The sequence below is a fragment of the Mesorhizobium sp. 1B3 genome (assembly GCF_050958605.1).
Classification (GTDB): Bacteria; Pseudomonadota; Alphaproteobacteria; order Rhizobiales; family Rhizobiaceae.
In genome coordinates this window covers 491,535-514,245 of the sequence record NZ_JBJHDO010000004.1, presented here as the reverse complement: position 1 = coordinate 514,245, position 22,711 = coordinate 491,535, and the positions used below count along the sequence as shown (strand labels likewise).

General features: G+C 62.4%; 17 protein-coding genes. 12 read left to right on the top strand and 5 right to left on the bottom strand.

The window, feature by feature from the left end; all coding sequences use genetic code 11:
* Positions 1 to 90 precede the first annotated feature (90 nt).
* The 3 genes from ACCO56_RS14405 to ACCO56_RS14395 form a co-directional block, all read right to left on the bottom strand.
* Complete coding sequence (locus ACCO56_RS14405) at positions 91 to 1,164, bottom strand: YcjF family protein (protein ID WP_433641435.1); 1,074 nt, start codon at positions 1,162 to 1,164, stop codon at positions 91 to 93.
* A complete protein-coding gene (locus ACCO56_RS14400; RefSeq protein ID WP_433641434.1) occupies positions 1,161 to 2,630 on the bottom strand; it encodes a YcjX family protein in 1,470 nt (489 codons plus the stop codon). The genes ACCO56_RS14405 and ACCO56_RS14400 overlap by 4 nt, the downstream gene beginning before the upstream one ends.
* An 80-nt stretch (positions 2,631 to 2,710) precedes the next feature.
* Positions 2,711 to 3,214: a SixA phosphatase family protein gene (locus ACCO56_RS14395; protein ID WP_433641433.1), complete on the bottom strand. Its 504-nt coding sequence runs from the start codon at positions 3,212 to 3,214 to the stop codon at positions 2,711 to 2,713.
* 232 nt (positions 3,215 to 3,446) lie between these two features.
* Here ACCO56_RS14395 and dksA point away from each other — a divergent pair, with 232 nt between their 5' ends.
* Positions 3,447 to 3,863 carry an RNA polymerase-binding protein DksA gene (gene dksA / locus ACCO56_RS14390; RefSeq protein ID WP_202305125.1) on the top strand — a complete coding sequence of 139 codons (417 nt, stop codon included), beginning with the start codon at positions 3,447 to 3,449 and terminating at the stop codon, positions 3,861 to 3,863.
* Between the two features lie 66 nt (positions 3,864 to 3,929).
* Here dksA and ACCO56_RS14385 read toward each other — a convergent pair whose 3' ends face one another.
* Positions 3,930 to 5,021 (bottom strand): citrate synthase, encoded by a 1,092-nt coding sequence (locus tag ACCO56_RS14385; RefSeq protein ID WP_433641523.1) that lies wholly within the window; start codon positions 5,019 to 5,021, stop codon positions 3,930 to 3,932.
* Positions 5,022 to 5,106: 85 nt separating this feature from the next.
* Here ACCO56_RS14385 and ACCO56_RS14380 point away from each other — a divergent pair, with 85 nt between their 5' ends.
* The 7 genes from ACCO56_RS14380 (at position 5,107) to ACCO56_RS14350 (ending at position 14,177) form a co-directional block, all read left to right on the top strand.
* Complete coding sequence (locus tag ACCO56_RS14380) at positions 5,107 to 6,279, top strand: citrate synthase (protein ID WP_433641432.1); 1,173 nt, start codon at positions 5,107 to 5,109, stop codon at positions 6,277 to 6,279.
* A 141-nt stretch (positions 6,280 to 6,420) separates the two neighbouring features.
* Positions 6,421 to 7,311, top strand: coding sequence for a LysR family transcriptional regulator (locus ACCO56_RS14375; RefSeq protein ID WP_433641431.1), 891 nt, complete (start codon positions 6,421 to 6,423; stop codon positions 7,309 to 7,311).
* Positions 7,312 to 7,428: 117 nt separating this feature from the next.
* The gene (locus tag ACCO56_RS14370) at positions 7,429 to 9,093 is read left to right on the top strand and encodes a hydantoinase B/oxoprolinase family protein (RefSeq protein ID WP_433641430.1); all 1,665 of its coding nucleotides are present in this window, start codon (positions 7,429 to 7,431) and stop codon (positions 9,091 to 9,093) included.
* Between the two features lie 2 nt (positions 9,094 to 9,095).
* Positions 9,096 to 11,171, top strand: a complete 2,076-nt coding sequence (locus tag ACCO56_RS14365) for a hydantoinase/oxoprolinase family protein (RefSeq protein ID WP_433641429.1) — start codon at positions 9,096 to 9,098, stop codon at positions 11,169 to 11,171.
* Between the two features lie 60 nt (positions 11,172 to 11,231).
* Entirely contained in the window at positions 11,232 to 12,266 is a 1,035-nt protein-coding gene (locus tag ACCO56_RS14360) for a TRAP transporter substrate-binding protein (protein ID WP_433641428.1), read from the top strand.
* Entirely contained in the window at positions 12,263 to 12,895 is a 633-nt protein-coding gene (locus tag ACCO56_RS14355; RefSeq protein WP_433641427.1) for a TRAP transporter small permease subunit, read from the top strand. Before ACCO56_RS14360 ends, ACCO56_RS14355 begins: the two co-directional genes overlap by 4 nt.
* A 1-nt stretch (position 12,896) precedes the next feature.
* Positions 12,897 to 14,177, top strand: a complete 1,281-nt coding sequence (locus tag ACCO56_RS14350) for a TRAP transporter large permease (RefSeq protein ID WP_433641426.1) — start codon at positions 12,897 to 12,899, stop codon at positions 14,175 to 14,177.
* Between the two features lie 143 nt (positions 14,178 to 14,320).
* Here ACCO56_RS14350 and ACCO56_RS14345 read toward each other — a convergent pair whose 3' ends face one another.
* Complete coding sequence (locus ACCO56_RS14345; RefSeq protein ID WP_433641425.1) at positions 14,321 to 15,088, bottom strand: hypothetical protein; 768 nt, start codon at positions 15,086 to 15,088, stop codon at positions 14,321 to 14,323.
* Positions 15,089 to 15,407: 319 nt separating this feature from the next.
* On the opposite strand from ACCO56_RS14345, the gene cckA reads away from it, so the two are divergent.
* The 4 genes from cckA (at position 15,408) to urtC (ending at position 22,710) form a co-directional block, all read left to right on the top strand.
* Positions 15,408 to 18,005, top strand: a complete 2,598-nt coding sequence (cckA, locus tag ACCO56_RS14340) for a cell cycle histidine kinase CckA (RefSeq protein WP_433641424.1) — start codon at positions 15,408 to 15,410, stop codon at positions 18,003 to 18,005.
* A gap of 486 nt (positions 18,006 to 18,491) precedes the next feature.
* Complete coding sequence (urtA, locus tag ACCO56_RS14335; protein WP_433641423.1) at positions 18,492 to 19,787, top strand: urea ABC transporter substrate-binding protein; 1,296 nt, start codon at positions 18,492 to 18,494, stop codon at positions 19,785 to 19,787.
* Positions 19,788 to 19,862: 75 nt separating this feature from the next.
* Positions 19,863 to 21,479: an urea ABC transporter permease subunit UrtB gene (urtB, locus tag ACCO56_RS14330; protein ID WP_433641422.1), complete on the top strand. Its 1,617-nt coding sequence runs from the start codon at positions 19,863 to 19,865 to the stop codon at positions 21,477 to 21,479.
* Between the two features lies 1 nt (position 21,480).
* On the top strand, positions 21,481 to 22,710 hold the full coding sequence (urtC, locus tag ACCO56_RS14325) for an urea ABC transporter permease subunit UrtC (RefSeq protein WP_433641421.1): 1,230 nt from the start codon (positions 21,481 to 21,483) through the stop codon (positions 22,708 to 22,710).
* The last annotated feature ends 1 nt before the right edge of the window (position 22,711 follow it).

Sequence of the window (22,711 nt, the reverse complement as noted above, 5' to 3'; positions counted from 1 at the left end):
CTGACGGAACCATGAACAAGATTGGTTAATGCTTCGTCTATCGGGCCTCTCCGCAGGCCAGAATGCGCATGATAGCCGTGCATCGCAAGCCTATTTTTCGCCTTTCGATCTGCCCGCGAAGGAGGCAAGCGCCGACAGGAAATCACCCATGCCCGGACGCTTCACGGCTTCGAAGGGCAGGGGACGGGCAGTCTCCATGGCAGCCAAACCGATGCGCGCGGTCATCATGCCGTTGACAACCCCTTCGCCGAGCTTGGCGGAAAGCTTTGCCGCCAGCCCGTGCCCGACGATCTGCTGAACGAAGCTGTCTCCCATCGCGATCGAGCCGGTGACGGCCAGATGGGCAAGCACGCTGCGCGTGAGGCGGAAGAAGCCGAGCGTTCCTGGCCGTGCGCCATAGAGCTCGGCCAGCCGACGGATCAGCCTGCCGGCTTCGAACACGACATAGGCGATGTCGACGACGGCGCGAGGGCTGACGGCGGTCACCAGCGATACCCGCTTTGCCGCGTCGAGAACCAGGACCGTCGCCTGGGTGTCGAGCGGCGCAAGGATTTCAGCCTCGGCGATGCGCACGAGGTCGCGGCCATCGATCACATCGTCGTGCAACTCGGCGAGGGCGCGGCGTCCCTGGGCGGTCTCAGGTTTGGCGGAAACCAGTCTCGTCAGCTCGGACACGACCGCCCGGGCTGCCTTGGGGTCGTTGCGTGCGATCGCGTCGGCGGCGCGGGCACGCAGTTTCTCGACCGAGGCAAGACGCATCAGGGCAAAAACTTCCCGGGCGATGATGACGACGAGCGCGAGGGCCGCGATGATTGCAGTGGCAAGTGCCAGCCAGCCGAGCCAATCGGCCCGAGTGAAGAGATCGCGGATCAGGCGGTCCGTCCAGAGCCCGACAGCGAGCGAGATCAGTATACCGAAAGCGCCCGCGAAGACCACGCCCATTGTCGAGCGCCGCCTTGGGGCCTCCGCAGGCGGCGGCGTGGAGGTTGCTTCGGGCAGGTCGAAGGCGTCGATCTCGTCGGGTATGACCACTGCGGCCTCGGCTTTCACGGCTCTCGGCTTACGCGGCTTCGTTTCGCCTCCATCGCCCGGAGCTCTGCGCTCCGTCGGGCCCGGCGCTTCGGGTTCGATCCGGAAGGCGGCAGGTCTTCGCGGCTCCCTCATGCCAGTCTGTCTCCGATCAGGAATTGCAAGGCGCGATCGAGCCGGATGTGCGGCAGGGACAGCGTGACGCCCTCCGCGGTTCGTTCGAGCTTGGGCGGCCGAAAACGAACGAAGCGGACCGGAGATCCCTGCCGCTCCATTTCCTCGGCAATTTCGAAAACCGATTCAGGTCTCTCCGGCAAGTCACCGGGAAATATGGCTGTTTCGGTCTCTCCGTCGAATGTCTCGCCATTGATCGTCTCGTCGGCAAGAGGTGTGCCGATGATGACCGGCAGGGTTTCCCGGCCCTGCTTGACGGTTCCTTCGCGCGTCGCGCGAATGGCGGCCATCGCCAGAACGTCGACTTCGGCGCCGCTCACGTCGGCTCGCTTGACGGCACGGTCGACCAGGCGGCGCACGATCGCCTGGAGCCGGTCGTGGCTTTCGTGATGGAGATGATCCGCCTTGGTGGCGGCGATGAGGATGCGGTCGATGCGGCGCGAGAACAGGTCGGTCAGCAGGTTTCCACGTCCCGGGCGAAAGCAGGCCAGGATCTCGGTCAGTGCGCGCTCGAGATCCGCTACCGCGGCCGGTCCAGCATTCAACGCCTGCATGGCGTCGATCAACACGATCTGGCGGTCGAGGCGCGCAACGTGCTCCCGAAAAAACGGCTTGACCACATGGGTCTTGTAGGCCTCGTAACGCCGCTCCATCATTGCCTGCAGCGAACCGGGACGTGCTCCGCCCTGGCCGAGGTCGGGCAATGGCGCGAAGGTGAGGGCCGGCGAGCCTTCGAGGTCGCCGGGCATCAGGAAACGCCCGGGTGGCAAAGTCGAGAGCGCGCGGCTATCCGCCTTGCAAGCCTTGAGGTACCAGGCGAAACTCTCGGCCAGACGGCGCGCCGTCATCTCGTCGGCGTCGGCGAGCGGGTCCACTGTGCTTGCCGCCGCGCGCCAGTCCGCGGAAAGGTCGTCGCGGACCGGCAAGGCGGCGAGCTGGAAGGCGTCGGCCGAGAATTCTGCGTAATCCTTGCCGAGCAAAGGCAGGTCCAGCAGCCACTCGCCGGGGTAATCGACGATGTCGACCGAGAGCTTGCCGCTCGAGAACATGCGGTTCCAGCCCGATGCGGACTCATATTCGATGGTCAGCCGCAATTCGGAAATTGCACGTGTCGAATCCGGCCAAATACGGCTCGCGACCAGCGCCTCGACATGATCTTCATACTGGAAGCGCGGCACCGCGTCGTCCGGCTGATGCTCCAGAAATGCGCGCGCGATGCGCCCGGATTTCTGCGCGTTGAAGAGAGGAAGTCTTCCGCCGTGGATCAGGTTGTGCACCAGGGCCGAGATGAAGACCGTCTTGCCGGCGCGGGAAAGCCCGGTGACACCCAGCCGGAGCGACGGCGAGAACAGGCCGGCCGCACGGCCTGACAGCGTATCGAAGGCGATCCGCGCTTCGTCGGTAAATGTCGTCAGCGATGTCGCCAAGATACGCCTTCTCTAAACCCTGGATCGATATAGTGGCTGTTGTGGGGTGTTAAAACCATCGCGGACAAGGACGATCGTGGCTAACGATCCGACGGCGTCAGGAAAGCTTCGAGATATCCCTTGCCCGGTGCGGCCTCGGCAAGCTTGCCGGGAAAACGGATAACAGCCAGCGCCGATGTCGGGAAGCCGCCGAGCATGGCCGATCTGGCGGCTTCCTCGCCGTCGCCCGACAGGGCAATCGCGACATCCTCTGTCATGGGATTGTGGCCGATCAACAGGATCGAAGCGGCCTCGGGTGCGTCGCGGATGATGTCGACGTAACCCATGGCGTCGGTGCTGTAGAGCCCGTCCGCGTAGACGACCCGGCCGGTGGGCAGGTTGCGGGCCACGCCGTCGAGCGTCTGTCGGGCGCGCCGGGCACTCGAGCAGATCACGAGTTCCGGCGTGTAGCCATTGGCGCGCATCGCTGCGCCGACGGCCTCGGCGTCGCCTTCACCCGAGGCGTCGAGAGGGCGGTCGAAGTCACGCATCCCAGGAGCGGCCCAGCCGGCCTTGGAATGCCGCAACAGAAAGAGCCAGGTCATCCCCTCCGGTCCTTTCGCATAGGCCGGGAAGCGGCCTTGAAGCTCAAATCAAGGATTAGTGTGCCCTTGGCGCAGGTGCAACAGCCCGTAGCGCGCGGGAGAGAGATCGCCGCCGCGAATCAGGCGCTCACAATTGCGGTCAACATTTGCGTGAAGGTGAGAAGCTTTGATCTTGTGCGGCCTTTGGTCGCCGAATATATAGGCGCCCATCAAAGGGTTGTGGGTGAGTCGAATGAACGAACTCGTTGATGCCGATTACGTCCCCTCAGAAGACGAGCCGTTCATGAACGAGCGGCAGAAATCTTACTTCAGAGCAAAGCTCGTTTCCTGGAAGAACGACATTCTGCGTGAGGCGCGCGAAACTCTCGAAATTCTTCAGCAGGAAAACGCAAACCATCCCGATCTTGCCGATCGGGCGTCATCCGAGACCGATCGCGCAATCGAGTTGCGCGCCCGGGATCGGCAGCGCAAGCTGATCGCCAAGATCGATGCTGCCCTCCAGCGCATCGATGAAGGAACCTATGGCTATTGCGAGGAAACGGGTGAGCCGATCGCACTGAAGCGTCTCGATGCCAGGCCGATCGCGACATTGTCGATCGAGGCGCAGGAGCGGCATGAGCGCCGCGAAAAGGTCTATCGCGACGACTGATCCCGTTCGGCTAAACTCGCTCGAAGCAAATCACCAGGGGCGGCTCCAGGAGCCGCCCCTGTTATTTCATGCGGCTTCTTTCGTCTCCGGTCCTACATACCGCGACTGCGGACGCATAAGCCTGCCGGTCAGTTCCTGCTCCCGCGCATGGGCGATCCAGCCCGGCATGCGGCCCGCGGCGAAGACACAGGTGAAGCTGTCGGCCGGAAAGCCCAACGCATCGAGCAGGACGGCCGTATAGAATTCGACATTGGTCTCCAGCCGTCGCCCCGGTTTTTTCCGCCGCAATGTACGAAGCGCAGCTACTTCCACTGCTTCGGCGAGCGCCAGGCGGCTCGTGCGCGCCTCGGCCTTGGAAAGTTCCTCAATCGCGGCCTTCAACGCATCGGCCCGGGGATCACGGACCTTGTAGATGCGGTGGCCGAAGCCCATCAGCCTTTCGCCGCGCGCCAGCGCTCCGGCAAGCCATGTCTCCGCTGCCTCCGGCGCATCGATCGCCTTCAGCATGTCCAGCACCGGGCCGGGCGCGCCGCCGTGAAGGGGCCCTTTGAGCGCGCTCAGGGCCGCGATCGCCGCCGAGCCAAGGCCTGCCTGTGTGGAGGCCACTACGCGGGCCGTGAAGGTCGAAGCGTTGAGACCATGATCGGAAACGGTTGCCAGATAAGCGTCGAGCGCCCGCTGGCTGGCCTCGGAGGCCGGGGGGCCCGAGAGCATGCGCAGCATGTCGGCGGATTGGCTCATCTCCGGGTCGGGCGCCAGCGGCGCCTCGCCGCGCTGCAGCCGGATGATGGCCGGCGTCAGGACCGCTGGTGCGGCGAGCAGCCTGAGCGCCGCCGGAAAGTCGTCCCCGTCGGGCAGAAGCGCCAGCCCGGCGCGCAATGCCTCGACAGGGGAACGCGATGCGATGACTTCCAGCTGGGCGGACAGGCGCCTGAATACTTCCTCCCGCGCTTTCCCGATTGCCGAAGCCAGCTCATTCGCGCCACCCGGTTCATCAGCGAAGAAGCCGGACAGCAGCAAATGCGCGACTGATTCCGCCGTGGCGTCGCGCGCAAGCTCCTCCACCGGATGACCGCGTATGACCAGCCGGCCATTCGCTCCGTCTACGTCGGAAAGGACGGTTTCAGCGGCGACAATCCCATCAAGGCCCTGCATGATTTTCTCCTTCGCAGTTTCTTCCGATGTGTGATAACGCGTGTTGATCGTCAATCTTGATCAACATAATCAACATGCCTGAATCGATATGACTGAATGGATCGATCGCGATACCGTCCTGGAACTGCTGGGCGTGAAGCCACAAACGCTCTACGCCTATGTCAGCCGCAAGCTGGTCACTGCCCTGCAGGATCCGGCCGATCCGCGGCGCAGCCTCTATTCGAGATCCGACGCGACAAGGCTCCTGGAGCGGCGAGCGCGAGGGCGGCGTGCGGCCGCAGTGGCCGAAAGCGCGATCTCGTGGGGAGACGCCGTGCTCGCGACATCGATCTCGACCGTGGTTGGTGGGCGGCTTTTCTATCGGGGGTGCGACGCGGTCGTTCTGGCAAGAACGGCAACGCTCGAGGAGGCGGCAGTGCTGCTTTGGGGTGCGGCTGGTTTTCCTGCCTCCGCAGAACTTCTGCCGTTCGATCGGAGCCTGCCTGCTGTCGAGGCCGCAATGGCGATGCTGGCTGCCGCCGCCTGCCGAGGCGATCCCGCTTCGGGGCGGGCCGCTAACTCGCTGATTGACGAATCGGCGCAGATCGTCCGCTCTGCCGCCGCGGCGCTGGGCGCCGATCTTTCCTCCGGTCTCGATATAGCAGGCGGGCTGGCGCGCCGCTGGAACGCCGATGCTTCCGGCGCGGACGCCATCCGAGTTGCGCTTGTGCTGATGGCGGATCACGAACTCAACGCATCCACCTTCGCGGCGCGGGTGACGGCATCGACGGGCGCGCCGCTCGCGGCAGCTGCCTTGTCCGGGCTGGCCACGCTGCTCGGCCCGGCCCATGGCGCAGCGACGCGCAGGGTTCAGGTTCTGATCGAGGAGGCGGGAGCCAAAGGCGCGCGCCAGGCCATAAGGGAGCGGCTCGGCGATGGCGATCCGCTGCCTGGCTTCGGACAGCAGCTTTATCCGGATGCCGATCCGCGGGGGGCCGCGCTGCTCGAGCGGCTAAGCCTGCCGCCTCTCCTCGGCGAACTGGCCGGGGAGGCGTTGTCCGCAACGGGCCTCAAGCCCAACATAGATTTCGCCACAGTGGCCATCGCCATGGTCCACAAGCTCCCGAAGGATGCACCGTTTCTGATCTTCGCGGCGGCGCGGGTCGTAGGCTGGCTCGCCCATGCAATGGAACAGATCGGCACCGGGCGGCTCATCCGGCCGCGAGCGCGCTATGTCGGGCCACCGGTGTTCCCGCGGCCAGCAACAAACGCGCATTGGTAGGATCGAACCGTTCCGTGCTCATGATGGCCGACCGGATTTGTCACTTCGATCTGGACCACAATCGTGCGAGGTCCATAGTCTGCCGCCGATTCCAGCATTCGGTCGGCTTGCGACCCCACTGTTTGCCGGTAGGAGGAAGGCATGGATCTGCGGCAGCTTCGTTACTTCATCGCCTTGGCGGAGGAAGGCCATTTCGGCCGGGCAGCCGACGCCCTCAACATGGCACAACCTCCTTTGTCGCAGCAGATCAAATCGATCGAGGCAGAACTTAATGTCACTTTGATCGACCGCAGCCGCAGGCCGATCGAATTGACTCCAGCGGGGCAGACGCTGCTGCGTGAGGGGCAGCAAATCCTTGCCCAAATGGCGCGCGCTGAAGCCATGACTCGTCTTGCCGCCAAAGGAGAAGACGGGCGCCTTTCGATCGGCGTAACCGGCACCGCCGCGCTCGAGTTCGCCGTGCCCCTAATTGCCGAATTCAGCAAATTGCGACCCAATGTGAGCCTGTCTTTGAAGGAGCTTTCCTCACCCATGCAACTCGAGGCACTTGAGAAGGGCGATATCCATATCGGGTTCGTCCGGCCTCCTGTTATCGACGAAAGGATCAGCATTCGGCTGGTCCATCAGGACTCTTTCCTGGTGGCCTTGCCTCCCGCTCATGCTCTCGTCGATCAGCCGGCGGTGCGTCTTGCCGATCTCAACGGCACGCCGCTCGTTATATTCGATAGACTTGAGGCACCGGGCTTTCGCGACCTCATTCTGCATGTCTGCCGCTCGGGAGGTTACATCCCGGTCGCTATCCAAGACGCACCGCAGATGACGACTATGCTCTGTCTTGTGGGGGCCGGAGCGGGTATGGCGCTTGTGCCTTCCTCGGCGCGGCGTCTCGCCATAGAAGGTGTCGTGTTCAAGCCCCTGCTCGATTATAGCCCGCCAATTGAACTCTATGCGGCCTGGTTGCCTAACGATAAGGCAAATTTGGTGGGCGAGCTCCTGAGAATAGTCGACAAAATGCAGAAGAAGCCATCATAACAATTTGATTTGTCATTATTATTAAGTCATGGTGATAATATCATATGTAATGGATATTGGACCCTGCCTCCAAGTGCCGACTAATTTCGCCGCCGCATCGAAACGGCGGGGAACAAAGTGGCAGGAACAACCGATCCGATAACGCTTTCAGTCGTCCAACATCGTCTCGGCACCATCGTTGAAGAGATGGGAGAGGCGATGCTCAGAACCTCTTACTCGCAAATTCTGAACGCGAGTCGCGACTTTTCCATCGGCATTCTGGATCGGAATTCCCGGTTGATCGCTCAGGCCGATCATATTCCGATCCATGTGGGCGCACTTCCCTGGGCGGTGCGCGCTGTCGAGGAGCGCTTCGGCGGCGACATAGGACCAGGCGACGTCATCCTTCTGAATGATCCGTATGCCGGTGGCAGCCATCTTCCCGATCTGACGGCCTTCGTGCCCGTTTTCTCCGATGGCGAGCGGCTGCTCTGGACCGTCGTTCGCGCTCATATGGGGGATATCGGCGGCGCGACGCACGGCGCCTACAATCCGAACGCGACGGAGATCTGGCAAGAGGGCCTCCGCATACCGCCAATCAAGCTCGCGCAGGGCGGCGTTATCCGTGACGATCTGGTCGACATGATTCTCATGAATGTCCGCTTCCCACGCGATTTTCGTGGCGATCTGGACGCCATGGTCGGCGCTGCGCATCTGGGTGGGTGCCGGGTGGTCAGGCTGTTCGAGGAGTTCGGCACGCGGACGGTTTGCGATGCGATCGAAGCCATTCTGGACGGCGCGGAGCGGCAGGCGCGTGAGGTCGTGGCCTCCTGGAGCGACGGTGTGTATTACGGTGAAGCCTTCCTGGACGACGATGGGCGCGGTCGGGAGAATGTCGCGGTAAGAGCGAAGGTCACGAAGCGTGGCAGCGATCTAGAGGTGGACCTCCGCGGATCCGATCCGCAATCGACCAGCTTCGCGAATTCGTCTCACGCAAATACGCAGGCCGCGGTTGCCATGGCCTTCGCCTACCTCATTGACCCGGAGACACCCAAGAACGACGGCGCCTTCAGGCCTTTGAGCGTGAAACTGAAGCCCGGAACCATCGTTTATGCCGACAACAATGCGCCGGTGACGATGGCGACCACACACCCGGCCAATGAAATTGTCGAAGCTGTGGTGAGGGCGCTTACTCCGGCGTGTCCGGACCGGACGATGGGCGGATGGGGGCGCAGGTTCCGAATTTCGGTCACCGGTGACAATCCGAGAAACGGTAGACGGTTCGTTTGGCACATGTTCCACGCGCGCCCAGGTGGCGGAGCATCACCCGGCGGAGACGGATGGTCCACAGCGGGTGAGTGGCACTCGGTCGGCGGCATCAAATTCGGCAGCATCGAGGTCACCGAGGCACGCTTTCCGTTGCTTTTCGAAGCTCACGAATTCAGGCCCGGATCCGGGGGCGACGGGCAATTTCGTGGTGGCCTTGGCACCAAGATGGATTTGCGGGTGGAAGTCCCGGCTTTCGCCCATACCGCGGGCGAAGGCATCCGCCACGGCGCGGCTGGCATCTGTGGTGGCAAGGATGGCGCTCCACATGACTATCGACTGGTAACGGAAGACGCATCCATCCCTCTCAGGACCAAAGAATTCGGCATCCGTATCGAAAGTGGAAGTTTGCTGGCGATCAGGTCCGGCGGCGGCGGGGGATGGGGCGACCCGGCGAAGCGACGCGCTGAAGACCGCGCCAAAGACTTGGAACGGGAATTCGTCACCTCGACCGAAATACACTTCCCAGGAATTTAATAATGGCTGTTTCCTACCAGATCGGCATCGATGTAGGCGGAACGTTCACGGATGTCGTTGCGATCGACAACAGCGGAACGACGACCTTCACGAAGGCTCCCACGACCCCGCATGACCAGTCCGTCGGGGTCATAGCCGGACTTCGAGATCTCGCGAAGCGTCTCGACCATTCTCTCGAGGAGTTGCTGAAGTCCACCACCAGGGTCGTTCATGGGACGACCGTCGCTACCAACGCACTTCTGGAGCGGAAGGGGGCAAAAGTCGGCTTGCTCACCACCGCTGGGCATCGCGACATACTCGAGATGCGAGAAGGGCTGAAGCCAGACCGCTATAACCTGCTGATGCCGCCGCCGGAGCCGCTCGTTCCGCGCAATCTGCGACGGGGTATCAAGGAGCGGATCGGCTTCGATGGGCGGATCATCGTCGAACTGGATGAAGCCGCTGTTGTGGAAGAAATCGGGGTCCTGAAACGCTCGGGGGTCGATTCCATTGCGGTCTGCTATCTGCACTCCTATCGCAATCCGGCCCATGAACAGCGGACTGAGGAACTGCTCGCCCAATATTTTCCCGAAGCTTATGTCTCTATTTCAAGCAAGGTATTGCCTCAGATTAAGGAATTCGAGCGGCTCTCCACGACCGTCGTGAACGCCTATGTCGGGCCTACGGTCAGGAACTACCTGGGCAAGCTCAGCGACCGCCTTCTCGGCCACGGGTTAGAAGAGGGGAGGGTCTTCATCATTCTCTCTCACGGTGGCATTGCGCTGATAGAGGAGGCGGCAGCTCTCGCGGCGGGCACCTGCCTTTCCGGCCCAGCGGGCGGCATCGCCGGAAGTCGAGCCTGCGCGGCATTGCTCGGCGCCGAAGATGTTCTGCCGTTCGACATGGGTGGAACCAGCACGGAAATCTCGATGATTGCCGATGGCAATATCGCGCTGACATCCGACAGGGGGCTGGCCGGAGAGCGGATCGGCCTGCGCAGTTTCGACATCCTCTCAATCGGAGCCGGCGGCGGGTCAATTGCCAAGTATGACAGCATCGGCGGTTTCCAAGTTGGCCCGGAGTCGGCAGGGGCTGTGCCCGGACCCGCATGCTACGGGCGCGGAGGGAATCTGCCGACGGTGACGGACGCCAACCTTCTATTAGGCTACCTCGACCCGGCAGCGTTCCGCGGCGGCAAGGCGACGTTGGACGTTGCCGCCGCCGAAGCGGCCGTGCAGTCGCTCGCGGCACAGCTCGGTCTTGACACCGTTGCCACGGCAGCCGGCATCCACAAGCTGATCAACATCAAGATGGCGGACGGAATCAGGTTGATGACACTGCGACGCGGCGTCGATCCCCGTCGTTTTTCACTCCTCAGCTTCGGCGGTGCCGCCGGGCTGCATGCCGTAGAGGTCGCCCGCGAGATGGGTGTGGCGCGTGTGGTCATTCCAAGTACGGCATCGGTTCTGTCGGCATGGGGCATGTTGGCCAGCGATCTTCGCTACGAGGTATCCCAAAGCCGCGTCGGCGATCTGGAAATACTCCGCGATGATGCCTTGCGGGCCCTGTACGCGTCGCTCGAGAAGGAGGCGCGGAACCGACTGCCGAAACATCTCGCGCAGTCGGAGCGCATCGAGCGTTCCGCGGAGATGCGCTATGGTGAGCAGATCTTCGAAGTGGATGTGAGCTTGGTGGGGCTCGATCCGGAGGCGTCCGGCTTCGCCGCCGCGGCCATCGAACGATTTCACCAGCGGCACGAAGAACTCTATACCTACGCCTCTCGTGGGCAGGAGGTCGATCTCGTCAACGCACGCGTCGCCGTCGTGGGCGAGGTCGCGCGTGGAACGGGCGTGGGCCTGCGCTCGGTCGTCAAGGGCGAGCCGACCTCCCACCGGACCCGCAAAGTGTTCACATCGGGAGAATGGATGGATGCAACAGTTCTTGACATGGAACGCCTCGAGCCCGACGCGAGGATCGCCGGGCCTGCGTTGATCGAAGCTGAGACAACCACTGTCATCCTCCATGCCGGCGACGAGGCCGCGGTGACAGAGGCCGGTTGGCTCGACATAAGAGTGGCCTCCCCGGCAACGGCACACTGAACTCGAGGTCAAGCCGGGAGCAATGATAACCGGACTGAAATTATAAGCGAAGGGGAACGGATGAAAGAGCTTCTCAGAAACACTTTGTGCGCAGTGGCGCTGCTTGTTTGCGGTCCTGCAATGGCTCAGACGCAGCTAAACGTGGTGACACCCTGGTCGAACCTTCACGCCTACGAGGCCATTGAGCGGCCTTTCTGGTCAGATGAGCTTCCGAATCTCACGCAACAGGCGCTCACCGCGCGCGTATCGAACTACTCGGAACTCGGCCTGTCCGGAGCAGAGCTTCTGCGGCTGGCCACGATGGGCGTCTTCGATGTCGCCCACATCGTGGTCGGCTATTCAGTTGCGGACGACCCGGTCATCGAGGGCTTGGAGCTCGCGGGCCTTATTCAGGACGTTGAAACGGGCAAGAAAGCGCTGGACGCCTACCGTCCGATCATGGCGAAGAGCCTCGAAAACAAGGGATTGGTTCTTCTTGGCGTCTACCCCAATCCAAGCCAGGTGCTCTACTGCCGCGAGCCCGTGACATCCATAGAAGACATGAAGGGAAGGAAGATTCGCTTTTACGGCGCCAGCATGAATGAATTCGTGGAGGCGGCCGGCGCCACGGGCGTGAGTGTGCCGCTGGCGGAGGTCGTCCCGGCACTACAGCGCGGAGTGGTGGACTGCGGCATCACGGGAACCCTTACGGGCTTCACCTTTAAATGGCCCGAAGTGACGTCAAACCTCTTCGGGATGCGCTTCGGCTGGGGACTGACGCTCGTCGCCGCCAACAAGAACAAATGGGAGTCGCTTTCCGACGTCGAACGTGGGGAGCTTGCTCAGGCGGTATCCAAGCTCGAGGCGGATCTCTGGACTCTGACCGCGACGGATGATCAGGCGGGGATCGATTGTAATACCGGAGCGGGCGAATGCTCCTACGGCCAACCTGCCGCCATGAAGTATGTTGCCCCCTCGGAAACTGACGATGCCCAGCGCAAGAAAATCCTGGAGGAAGTCGTACTGAAAAAGTGGGCTGCGCGCTGTTCGGCCGAATGCGTCGAAGAATGGAACCAGACAGTCGGCAAGGTCGTCGGCGTGGTTGCCTCTCGATGAGCCCCCAGGACACTCAAGGCCGTCGCCCCACCGTCGGCGACGGCGGGGTGGTCGACATCGCCGATCGGAGCTGCAGGGCTTTGGCTCAGTGGATGATCGTGGCCAGCGGATGGGGTATGCTCGCGCTGGGATTTCTCGTTTCTATCGACGTCGTGCTGCGCAAACTTACCGGGGCCAATATTACCGGTGTGGATGAAATTGCGGGCTATCTGTTCGCTATCGGCATTTCTTGGTCTCTCGCGGCGGGCTTTTATGCCCGCAGCCACATCCGCATTGATGTCGTCTATCAGCGGCTTGCAGCAGGTCCCCGGGCACTGTTCGATTTGTTGGCAATCGCCTCGCTTTTTCTGCTGTCGGTTTTCCTGATCTATAGCAGTTGGCTGGTGCTCGAGACCTCGTGGCTACGCTCGTCGAGATCCGCATCCTCTCTCCAGATTCCTTTGGTGATACCGCAGGCCATCTGGGCGTTCGGCATGCTGGCGTTTGCGGCTTCGCTTGGCGTGGCCTTCTTCAAGTCCGTACTGGCTTTGGCTTCGGGAAACTATCGAGCGATAGCGGACAGGTACCGCGTCGTTACCCCCGGCGAGGAGGCCGAAGAAGCGGTCCAGCAATCCCTCGGAAAGAACTGACATGCTTGCTCAAGCATCTGTCGCCTTGATCGTCCTTATCGGACTGTCGATACCCATTGCTGCCGTGCTCGTCTTCATAGCGTTAGGCATGGCATGGGTGCACTCGCCGATGCCGCTGCACGTTGCGGGCTCGGAGATCTTCTGGAAAGTCTCCAACGAGTTTACCCTGACGAGTGTGCCGCTTTTCGTGCTTTTGGGCGAAATTCTGCTTCGCGCGGGCGTGGCGGAAAGAATGTATGCATCGGTCGCGCTCTGGCTGAACCGGCTTCCCGGCGGGTTACTTCACGCGAATATAGGTGCCTCGACGCTGTTCTCCGCGACATCGGGTTCTTCGGTCGCAACGGCTGCCACCATTGGAACGGTCGCGCTACCCGAGATTCGCAAGCGCGGCTACAATGAGCGCGTATTTCTCGGCAGCCTCGCTGCGGGAGGCACGCTCGGGATACTGATCCCGCCGTCGATCCACCTGATCCTCTACGGAATGATGACCGGAACCTCGATTCCGCAACTCTACCTTGCCGCCACAATCCCCGGTCTCATTCTAGCGGTGGTATTTTCCTGTTTTGTCACGGTGGTATGCTGCATATGGCCGGAATTCGGCGGGGAGCGTATTCAGGCGACCTGGAGTCAAAGGATCAGAAGCCTCACCAGCCTCGTTCCGATCCTCCTCCTGTTCCTGGTCGTTGTAGGCTCGATCTACACCGGCTTCGCGACACCCACCGAAGCTGCCTCGCTCGGCCTCGTTTTTACATTGATCCTTGCTGCTTTTTACAGGAAGCTGAGCATATCGATGCTTCACGAGGCCTTCATCGGCGCGATGCGCACCAATGCAATGATCATGCTGATCGTGCTGGCATCGTATTTCATGAACTTCGTGCTTTCGTTTCTAGGGATCCCCCAGCAGCTTACAGCCTTCATCTCGGAACTGGGGCTTTCTCCAGTGGCAACGATGCTCCTCATCATTGTTTTCTTCGTTGTTCTGGGATGCTTTCTCGAATCCTTGTCGATGTTGGTGACGATGACGCCGCTTGTTGCTCCCATCGTTGTGGCACTCGGCTACGATCCGATCTGGTTCGGTGTCGTGATCATCATCCTCCTCGAGGTGGCACTGATCACTCCTCCGGTCGGTATCAACCTTTATGTCGTCCAGGCGATCCGGCGCGGCGGCGGTATCACTGATGTGATGTTGGGATCCTTGCCTTTCGTCCTGTGCATGTTCGCGCTGATCGGTCTTCTCATGGCCTTTCCGGAGATCGCGCTCTTCCTCCCGAGCTTAAAATGACGAGAGCAGGAAGCGCGGCTTATTCACTTCAACGCTCAGGGCGTGGCTGCCCAGGGTTCCATTCCTGAGGCTTGCATTTCCCAATCAATGTGGGCATTTGCGGCAAGTCGCTTACGTTTCCACGCTATGTTGCGTGTCTTGCGTCAGCGCTTGCTCGAGAGCTCGCCCAGAAGCCTGTTCATCTCGTCTTCGAGCGAGGGCGTTTCCTTGGCGGTGGGGCTCGGGGGGGTGTCGAACGTCATGCTGAGCTCGTTGAGCAGGGCCCGGTCGATGTCGTCGGCGATCTCGTTGCGGGCAGGGGTGGGCCTCTGCGGCTCTCGCTGCGGTTGAGTATTATCGCGCGCCGGAGACGGGGTAGGGGTCGGATCGGCCGCCGCGCGTTGCTGTGAGGCTCCTGGCTGCGGCTGCGGCGCAGCCCCTGGAGGCTGAGGTGCGTAGGCGGGTTCCTGTGTGCGGGGCGCGGCTGGACGCTGGTCGCGCGGAGCGGGTGGCGCGCTCACCGGCCCGGGCGCCACGGGACGCGGCTGCGGCGGACGCTGTTGTTCGGGGGCGCGCTGTGACCGGGTCGGAGGCTCTTGCGGAGGCCCGCTGGCCAGCGCCGGACGTCGGGTCTGGCTCAGCCTGATGTTCTGCTCCACCACCACGTCGGTCGGGCCGCCGATCAGAATGAGGTGTTCGACGTCGTCGCGCCGAACGAGGACCAGCCGCCTATGACTGTCGACGGCCGTTGCATCCATCACGGCAAGCCGGGTCTTTCGGTTCCGGCCGCCCGCTACGAACGTTCCGAACGTCATGCCGCGGATGAGCCGGATAAGGACGAGCACCACGATGAGAAGGACGAGCGCACCGATCGTCCACAAAAGCGCCGACGCATAATCCGGACCTGCGATGCTTTGCAGCCACTCAGGCATCCGACTTACCTCCCGCCAAGGATTCTTGTTGCTGAAGCGCCGACACTAGACCGCGCAGGCGGCCAATCGCAAGCTGGCCCGTCCCATTCTCCCGGCTTCACCGGCGCGGTCGCGATCAAGTATGAAAAATACAGTATGGCATTTGCAAGCCTCGTCCCTCAAAAAGGGAGCCGTCCCGGTGTCGCAACGGGCCCGGGTCGGTTCGAGGGGCGCATCCGGTGTGAGAAATGCCGTCTGGGCCTTTCCCGGGCCGGGAGAATATGATTCAACCGCAACGGCAGGGACGGCCGGAATCGGCGGTATTACGGGCAAAGGTTGAATGGTCAGGGAAACCCGCAACGAATTCTATCCGGTCCCGATCGTCGACCAGAACATGCGCCCGGGCGCCATCACGCGCCTGCTCATCTTCATCCTCGTGCTGACCGTTACCGCACTGGCCTTCGTGCTTTTCCGCGAAAGCCTGGGTGACCCGTTCCTGCTCGGCCTGCTCGGCATTCTGGCCATGATCGGCGTCGGCTATCTCTTCGCCACCGCCATCGGCTTTGTCCAGATCGCGCCGCGCTCGACGACGGACGAACTGTCCAAGGCTTTCATCGATTCCATGGCGCAAGGGCTCGTGGTCACCGACACCAAGGGCCGCATCATCTACGCGAACCGCGCCTATGCCGAGATGACGGGCGCCACGTCCGCGGCGGACGTGAAAACGGTGGAGGGTTTGCTCTCGGATATCCCCGAAGCCTCGGCGACGATCTACGCTATCGCTTCCGGCTTGCGCGACGGCCAGGCGGGTGATGGTGAATTTCGGCTCGGGCAGGCGATCAGGCCCGGCTCCGAGCCTGGCGCCCGCTGGTACCGCGTTCGCGCGCGGACCTTCAGCGTACCGGGCCTGCGCCAGCCGTTGATGGCGTGGCAGATCGCCGATATTTCGGCGGAGCGCGCCGAACAGGAACGCTTCTTCCTCGATCTCCAGAAGGCGATCGACCATCTCGATCACGCTCCGGCCGGCTTCTTCGCCGCCGACCAGGACGGGCGCGTCACCTACATCAACGCGACGCTCGCGGAGTGGCTGGGCATCGACTTGGCCTCGTTCACGCCGGGCGCCATGACGTTGCCGGAAATCATCGCGGGCGACGGCATGGCGCTTGTCCGTTCGGTCAAGGCCGACCCTGGAACGACCCGCAACGCGGTGATCGACCTCGACCTGTCGACCGTCTCGGGCGAAGCGCTCCCTGTCCGTTTCATGCACCGCGTGACGGCCACCCGCGACGGGGCGCCTGGCCCGACCAGGACCATCGTGCTCAACCGTACCCAAGGCGAGGATTCTTCTGCGGATCTGCGCGCCGCGGAGGTGCGCTTCACTCGTTTCTTCAATTCGACGCCCATGGCGATCGCGGGCGTCGACGCCCAGGGCCGCATCCTGCGCACCAACGCGCCCTTCCTCTCGTTGTTCTCGAGCGTCGTCGACAGGGATGCGGTCGACCGTCGCGCACGCCTCGACACGGTCATCCACGCACGGGACCGCGACGCCTTTGCTGCCGCGCTGGAGCGCGCCAGACAGCGGCAGGCCGACATCGCTCCGATCGACACCGTGCTGCCGGACAATGAGGAGCGTCACATGCGCTTCTACGTCAACGCCGTGGCGGACGGCGCCGGCGGCGATGGGGCCGAGGAGGCCGCGATCGTCTATGCCGTTGAGACGACCGAGCAGAAGGCACTGGAAAGCCAAATGGCCCAGAGCCAGAAGATGCAGGCGGTCGGTCAGTTGGCCGGCGGCATAGCCCACGACTTCAACAATGTCCTGACGGCCATCATCATGGCTTCGGACCTGCTCCTGACCAACCACCGCCCGTCCGATCCGTCCTTCCAGGACATCATGAACATCAAGCAGAACGCCAATCGCGCGGCATCGCTCGTACGCCAGCTCCTGGCGTTCTCGCGCAAGCAGACGCTGCGGCCCGAGGTGCTGAGCCTCACCGATGTCCTGGCGGATCTACGCATGCTCCTGGCTCGCCTCGTCGGTAGCGAGATCAAGCTGAAGGTCGATCATGGGCGCGACCTCTGGCCGGTGAAGGCCGACATCGGCCAGTTCGAGCAGGTCGTCGTCAACCTCGCGGTCAATGCGCGAGACGCCATGCCGACGGGCGGCGAGCTGACGATCCGCACTCGGAACGTGAAGGCCGACGAGACGAAAGGCTATTCCTACCGTGAGCTCATTGCGGCGGATTATGTGCTGGTCGAGGTCGAGGACACCGGCACCGGCATCGAGCCCGAAGTCCTGAAGAAGATCTTCGAGCCTTTCTTCACCACCAAGGAGGTGGGCAAGGGCACCGGTCTCGGCCTGTCCATGGTGTACGGCATCATCAAGCAGACGGGCGGCTTCATCTTCTGCGACTCGGAAATCGGAAAGGGCACCGTTTTCCGCATTTTCCTGCCGAGGCACGTTGTGCAGGCTGCCTCCGCGGCACAAGACGCCAAGCCGTCAGAGGCGCGAAGCGGATCGGCCGAAGCGCCTGCGCCCAAGCCGGTCGATGCGGCCAAGGACCTGTCGGGTTCCGCCACCGTTCTTTTGGTCGAGGATGAAGACGCCGTGCGCATGGGCGGCGTTCGGGCGTTGACTTCGCGCGGCTATACCGTCCACGAGGCGACGTCGGGCATCGAGGCGCTGGAGCTCTTCAACGAGCTCGGCGGCAAAGTCGATATCGTGGTCTCGGACGTCGTCATGCCCGAGATGGATGGACCGACCTTGCTTGGCGAGCTGCGGAAGATCCAACCCGACATCAAGTTCATCTTCGTTTCCGGTTATGCCGAAGACGCCTTCGCGAAAAACCTCCCTGCCGACGCACATTTCGGCTTCCTGCCGAAGCCGTTCTCGCTGAAGCAGCTCGCCACCGTGGTCAAGGAGATGCTTGAGGGATAGCCGCCGGAAGCGCCCACCGAAAGGCTTTTGTTGGCAGGAACCTGCGGCTTCTGCTTGAAGACAGCTTGGATCCGACCTGGAAGGTCCGGCTTCCCCGAAAGCGCGAATGCGTATTGGCCCGAATGGACGGCGACGACCGAGGCGCAGTAGTCGGCCCAATAGCACCCACTCCACGGTCTGGGGCGACGCCAATAGTTACATGTCTTGGGCGGAGGTGCCGTTGATCGGCTTTCCGGCAAGACAAAATTGCCTCCTCATTATGCAGTCGTGAGATTTGCCTATATTTTGCGCAATTTTCGCTCGAACTGCGCAGAAAATCGCCAGAGCTGTGTTCAAAAGGAAAGATCCTCCAGAGGAGCGAATCCCCCTGGATACGATAAGCCACTGGAAAAGCTGCGGATATCTCGCTTCGAAACCGCGATGTCGGACTGGCACGACCGTTGCTTCGTCTTTCGCGACGCAACAAGAACAACGGAGGTGTCAGATATGAGGGGTAGTTCGATTGCAGGCCTGCTTACCGCAGGCGCATTGGCGGCGATGTTGATGGGCTCGCAGGCTATAGCCCAGGAGGATACGATCAAGGTCGGTGTGCTGCATTCGTTGTCCGGGACCATGGCAATCTCGGAGACGACGCTCAAGGACACCATGCTTTTCCTCATCGATGAGCAGAACAAGAAGGGCGGCGTGCTCGGCAAGAAACTCGAGGCCGTGGTCGTCGATCCGGCTTCCGATTGGCCGCTCTTTGCCGAAAAGGCTCGCGAGCTGATCGAGAAGGACAAGGTCGCGGCGGTCTTCGGCTGCTGGACGTCCGTGTCGCGCAAATCCGTTCTGCCGGTATTCGAGGAGTTGAACGGCCTGCTCTTCTACCCCGTCCAGTATGAAGGGGAGGAGAGTCAGCGGAACGTGTTCTATACCGGTGCCGCACCGAACCAGCAGGCCATTCCGGCTGTAGACTACCTGATGAATGAAGAGGGGGTCGAGCGCTGGGTCCTGGCCGGCACCGACTATGTCTACCCGCAGACCACAAACAAGATCCTGCAGGCCTATCTGGAATCCAAGGGCGTCAAGCCGGACGACATCATGGTCAACTACACGCCCTTCGGCCATTCCGACTGGCAGACCATCGTCACCGACATCAAGAATTTCGGTTCGGCCGGCAAGAAGACGGCGGTCGTCTCCACCATCAACGGTGACGCCAACGTGCCTTTCTACAAGGAACTCGCCAATCAGGGCATCAAGGCCGAGGACATTCCGGTCGTCGCCTTCTCGGTGGGCGAAGAGGAACTCGCCGGTCTCGATACTGCGCCGCTCGTTGGCCATCTCGCAGCCTGGAACTATTTCCAGTCCGTGGACACGCCTGTAAACGAAGCCTTCATCGAGGCGTGGAGGGCCTTCACCAAGAATGAGAAGCGGGTCACCAATGATCCGATGGAAGCTCACGTCATCGGCTTCAACATGTGGGTCGAGGCGGTGAAGAAGGCCGGCACCACCGACCCGGACGCCGTTATCGACTCCATCGTTGGTGTTTCCGTGCCGAACCTGTCGGGTGGCTATTCGACGATGATGCCGAACCACCACATCACCAAGCCGGTGCTGATCGGTGAAATCCAGGCGGATGGCCAGTTCGAGACCGTATGGGAAACGCCTGGTCTGGTCGTGGGTGACGAATGGTCCGATTACTTGCCGGATTCCAAGGGCCTGATCGCCGACTGGCGGGCGCCGCTGTCCTGCGGAAATTTCAATGTCGCCACGGGCAAATGCGGCGGCAAGGGTGTGAACTGAGCCCGGCATCGCTCCCGGGCAGGTTTCCTCCTGCCCGGGAGCCGGTCGAAACAGCGACATAGACGGTTCCGCTGAATGATCTTCTTGCGCGCCCTTGGCCTTATCCTGTGCTTTGTTTTCGCGGCGAGTTCGACCGCTCGAGCCGGCGAGGTCGAGCTGCGTACCATCGTCGCCGAGTTCGCCACGGCAAAGAATTTCAAGGAAACCGAAGAGGTTGCCCGGCGACTTGCCGACACCGGAGAGCCGGCCGTGGAACGGGCGCTTACGGCTCTCACCCAAGGCGATCTTTATGTCCGCAAAGCGGATAGGCGGGTCCTCATCGGACGGGAAGCCGGACAAATGATCGACCTGTCGGATCCCCTTACCGGAGAGGCGGACGGAACGGCCGGAAAGGCGGACGTCACCAAGATCAAGGTCAACAACGGTCTGCGCCGCGCCCTGCGCGATATGCTGGGCACGATGACGCTGTCCTCGAGTGATGCAGCGACACGTTTGGCCGCGGCCCGTCCGATGTTCCGGAACCCCGACGCCTCGGCGATCTCCGCGCTCGATGCCGCGATCGCGCGGGAGGAGGCCGGCGAGGTGAAGAAGGCACTCCAGGAGGCGAGGGCCGCCGCGGTCTTGCGTTCGGACATGCCCGAGTCTGACAAGCTGGCCGCAGTGGGAATTGTGGGGGCGCGGGGCGACCGCGACGCCCTTTCGCTGCTTGCCGCGTTCGAAGCGGGAGCATCGGGAGCGTCGAAGGAAGCCGCGGCCACGGCGATCGCCGGCGTCAACAGCAGGCTGGCGCTGTGGTCCGCGGCCCAGAACGTCTGGTACGGCATTTCATTGGGTTCCGTGCTGCTGCTGGCCGCCATCGGCCTTGCCATCACTTTCGGCGTGATGGGGGTTATCAACATGGCGCATGGCGAAATGGTGATGCTCGGCGCCTACACGACCTTCGTCGTGCAAAACGTGGTGCGAACTTCCTTTCCAGGCCTGTTCGACTGGTCGCTGGCGATAGCCTTGCCGCTCGCCTTCATCGTGGCCGGCGGCGCAGGCCTTGTCATCGAGCGCGGCATCATCCGCTTCCTCTACGGTCGCCCGCTGGAGACATTGCTGGCGACCTGGGGCGTGTCGCTGGTGCTCCAGCAGGCGGTGCGCACCATTTTCGGGCCGACCAATCGGGAGGTCGGTAATCCGTCCTGGATGTCCGGCGGTTTCGAGCTCGGCCACATGACGGTCACATGGAACCGTCTCTGGATCGTCGTGTTCGCCCTCGCGGTCTTCACAATCCTGCTCTACGTCATGAAACAAACGCGCTGGGGCCTTCAGATGAGGGCGGTTACCGCCAACCGGCGCATGGCTGCCTCGATGGGCATCAGGACGCCGTGGGTCGATGCGCTGACTTTCGCGCTCGGTTCCGGCATCGCGGGCGTCGCGGGTGTGGCGCTCAGCCAGATCGACAATGTCTCTCCCAACCTCGGGCAGGGCTATATCATCGACAGCTTCATGGTGGTGGTCTTCGGCGGGGTCGGCAATCTGTGGGGAACACTGGTCGGCGCCCTGTCGCTCGGTGTCGTCAACAAATTCCTCGAGCCCCACACCGGCGCCGTGCTCGGCAAGATCCTCGTGCTCGTGCTGATCATCCTCTTCATCCAGAAACGCCCGCGCGGCCTGTTTGCGCCGAAGGGCAGGGCGGTCGAGGTCTGACATGGTCACCGGCCGCTTTTTCGCTCAGCGCGCCGACCGGCGCATCGCGCTCACGATTGCGGTGCTCCTGGCCGCTGCAGCCCTTGTTCCGGCGCTCAACGTTCTGGTTCCTCCGGACAATCCTCTTCATGTGCCGAGTTACGTCGTGGCGCTCACCGGCAAATACCTCTGCTATGCGCTGCTGGCGCTCTCGCTCGATCTCGTATGGGGCTATGCCGGTATCCTGTCGCTCGGCCACGGCGCTTTCTTCGCGCTCGGCGGCTACGCGATGGGCATGTATCTGATGCGGCAGATTGGCGCCCGCGGCGTTTATGGCAATCCCGACGTGCCCGACTTCATGGTGTTCCTCAACTGGAAGGAACTGCCCTGGTACTGGTACGGCTTCGACCAATTCTGGTTCGCCGCCCTGATGGTGCTTGTCGTGCCAGGCCTGCTGGCCTTTATCTTCGGCTGGTTCGCTTTCCGCAGCCGTGTCACGGGGGTCTATCTGTCGATCATGACCCAGGCGATGACCTATGCGCTGCTTCTTGCATTCTTTCGCAATGACATGGGTTTCGGCGGCAACAACGGCCTCACGGATTTCAAGGACATATTAGGCTACAGCGTCCAGGCTGATGCGACCCGCTCGGCCCTTTTCGCCGCGAGCGCCGCAGCGCTTGCGCTCGGTGTTTTCGTTGCCTGGCGGATCGTTGGGTCGAAATACGGCAAGCTGCTGGTGGCCGTACGCGACGCCGAGAGCCGCACACGTTTCCTCGGCTGGCGGGCGGAGAATGCGAAGCTCTTCGCCTTCACCGTGTCGGCGATGATGGCTGGCGTTGCCGGCGCGCTTTACGTGCCGCAGGTCGGCATCATCAATCCCGGCGAGTTCGATCCCGGCAATTCGATCGAGGTGGTGATCTGGACGGCGGTCGGAGGGCGCGGGACCATCCTCGGCCCGATCGTCGGAGCATTGCTGGTCAACACAGGCAAATCCTACTTCACTGGCGCGCTTCCCGAATTATGGCTGTTTGCATTGGGCGGCCTCTTCATCGCCGTTACCTTGTTCCTGCCCAGGGGCATCATCGGCATGTGGGACGGGTGGCGCGCGGGGAGAGGAGCACGCGTGCCGGGCGACGCCGGTTCCGGCGCGGCGGCATCGGAGCCCGAGCCCAGGATCGTCCGGCCATCGGGTGCGCCACCCTGGTCGTTACCGTCAAACGGCGTGCCGACCAAACCCCAGCCCGCGGAGTGAG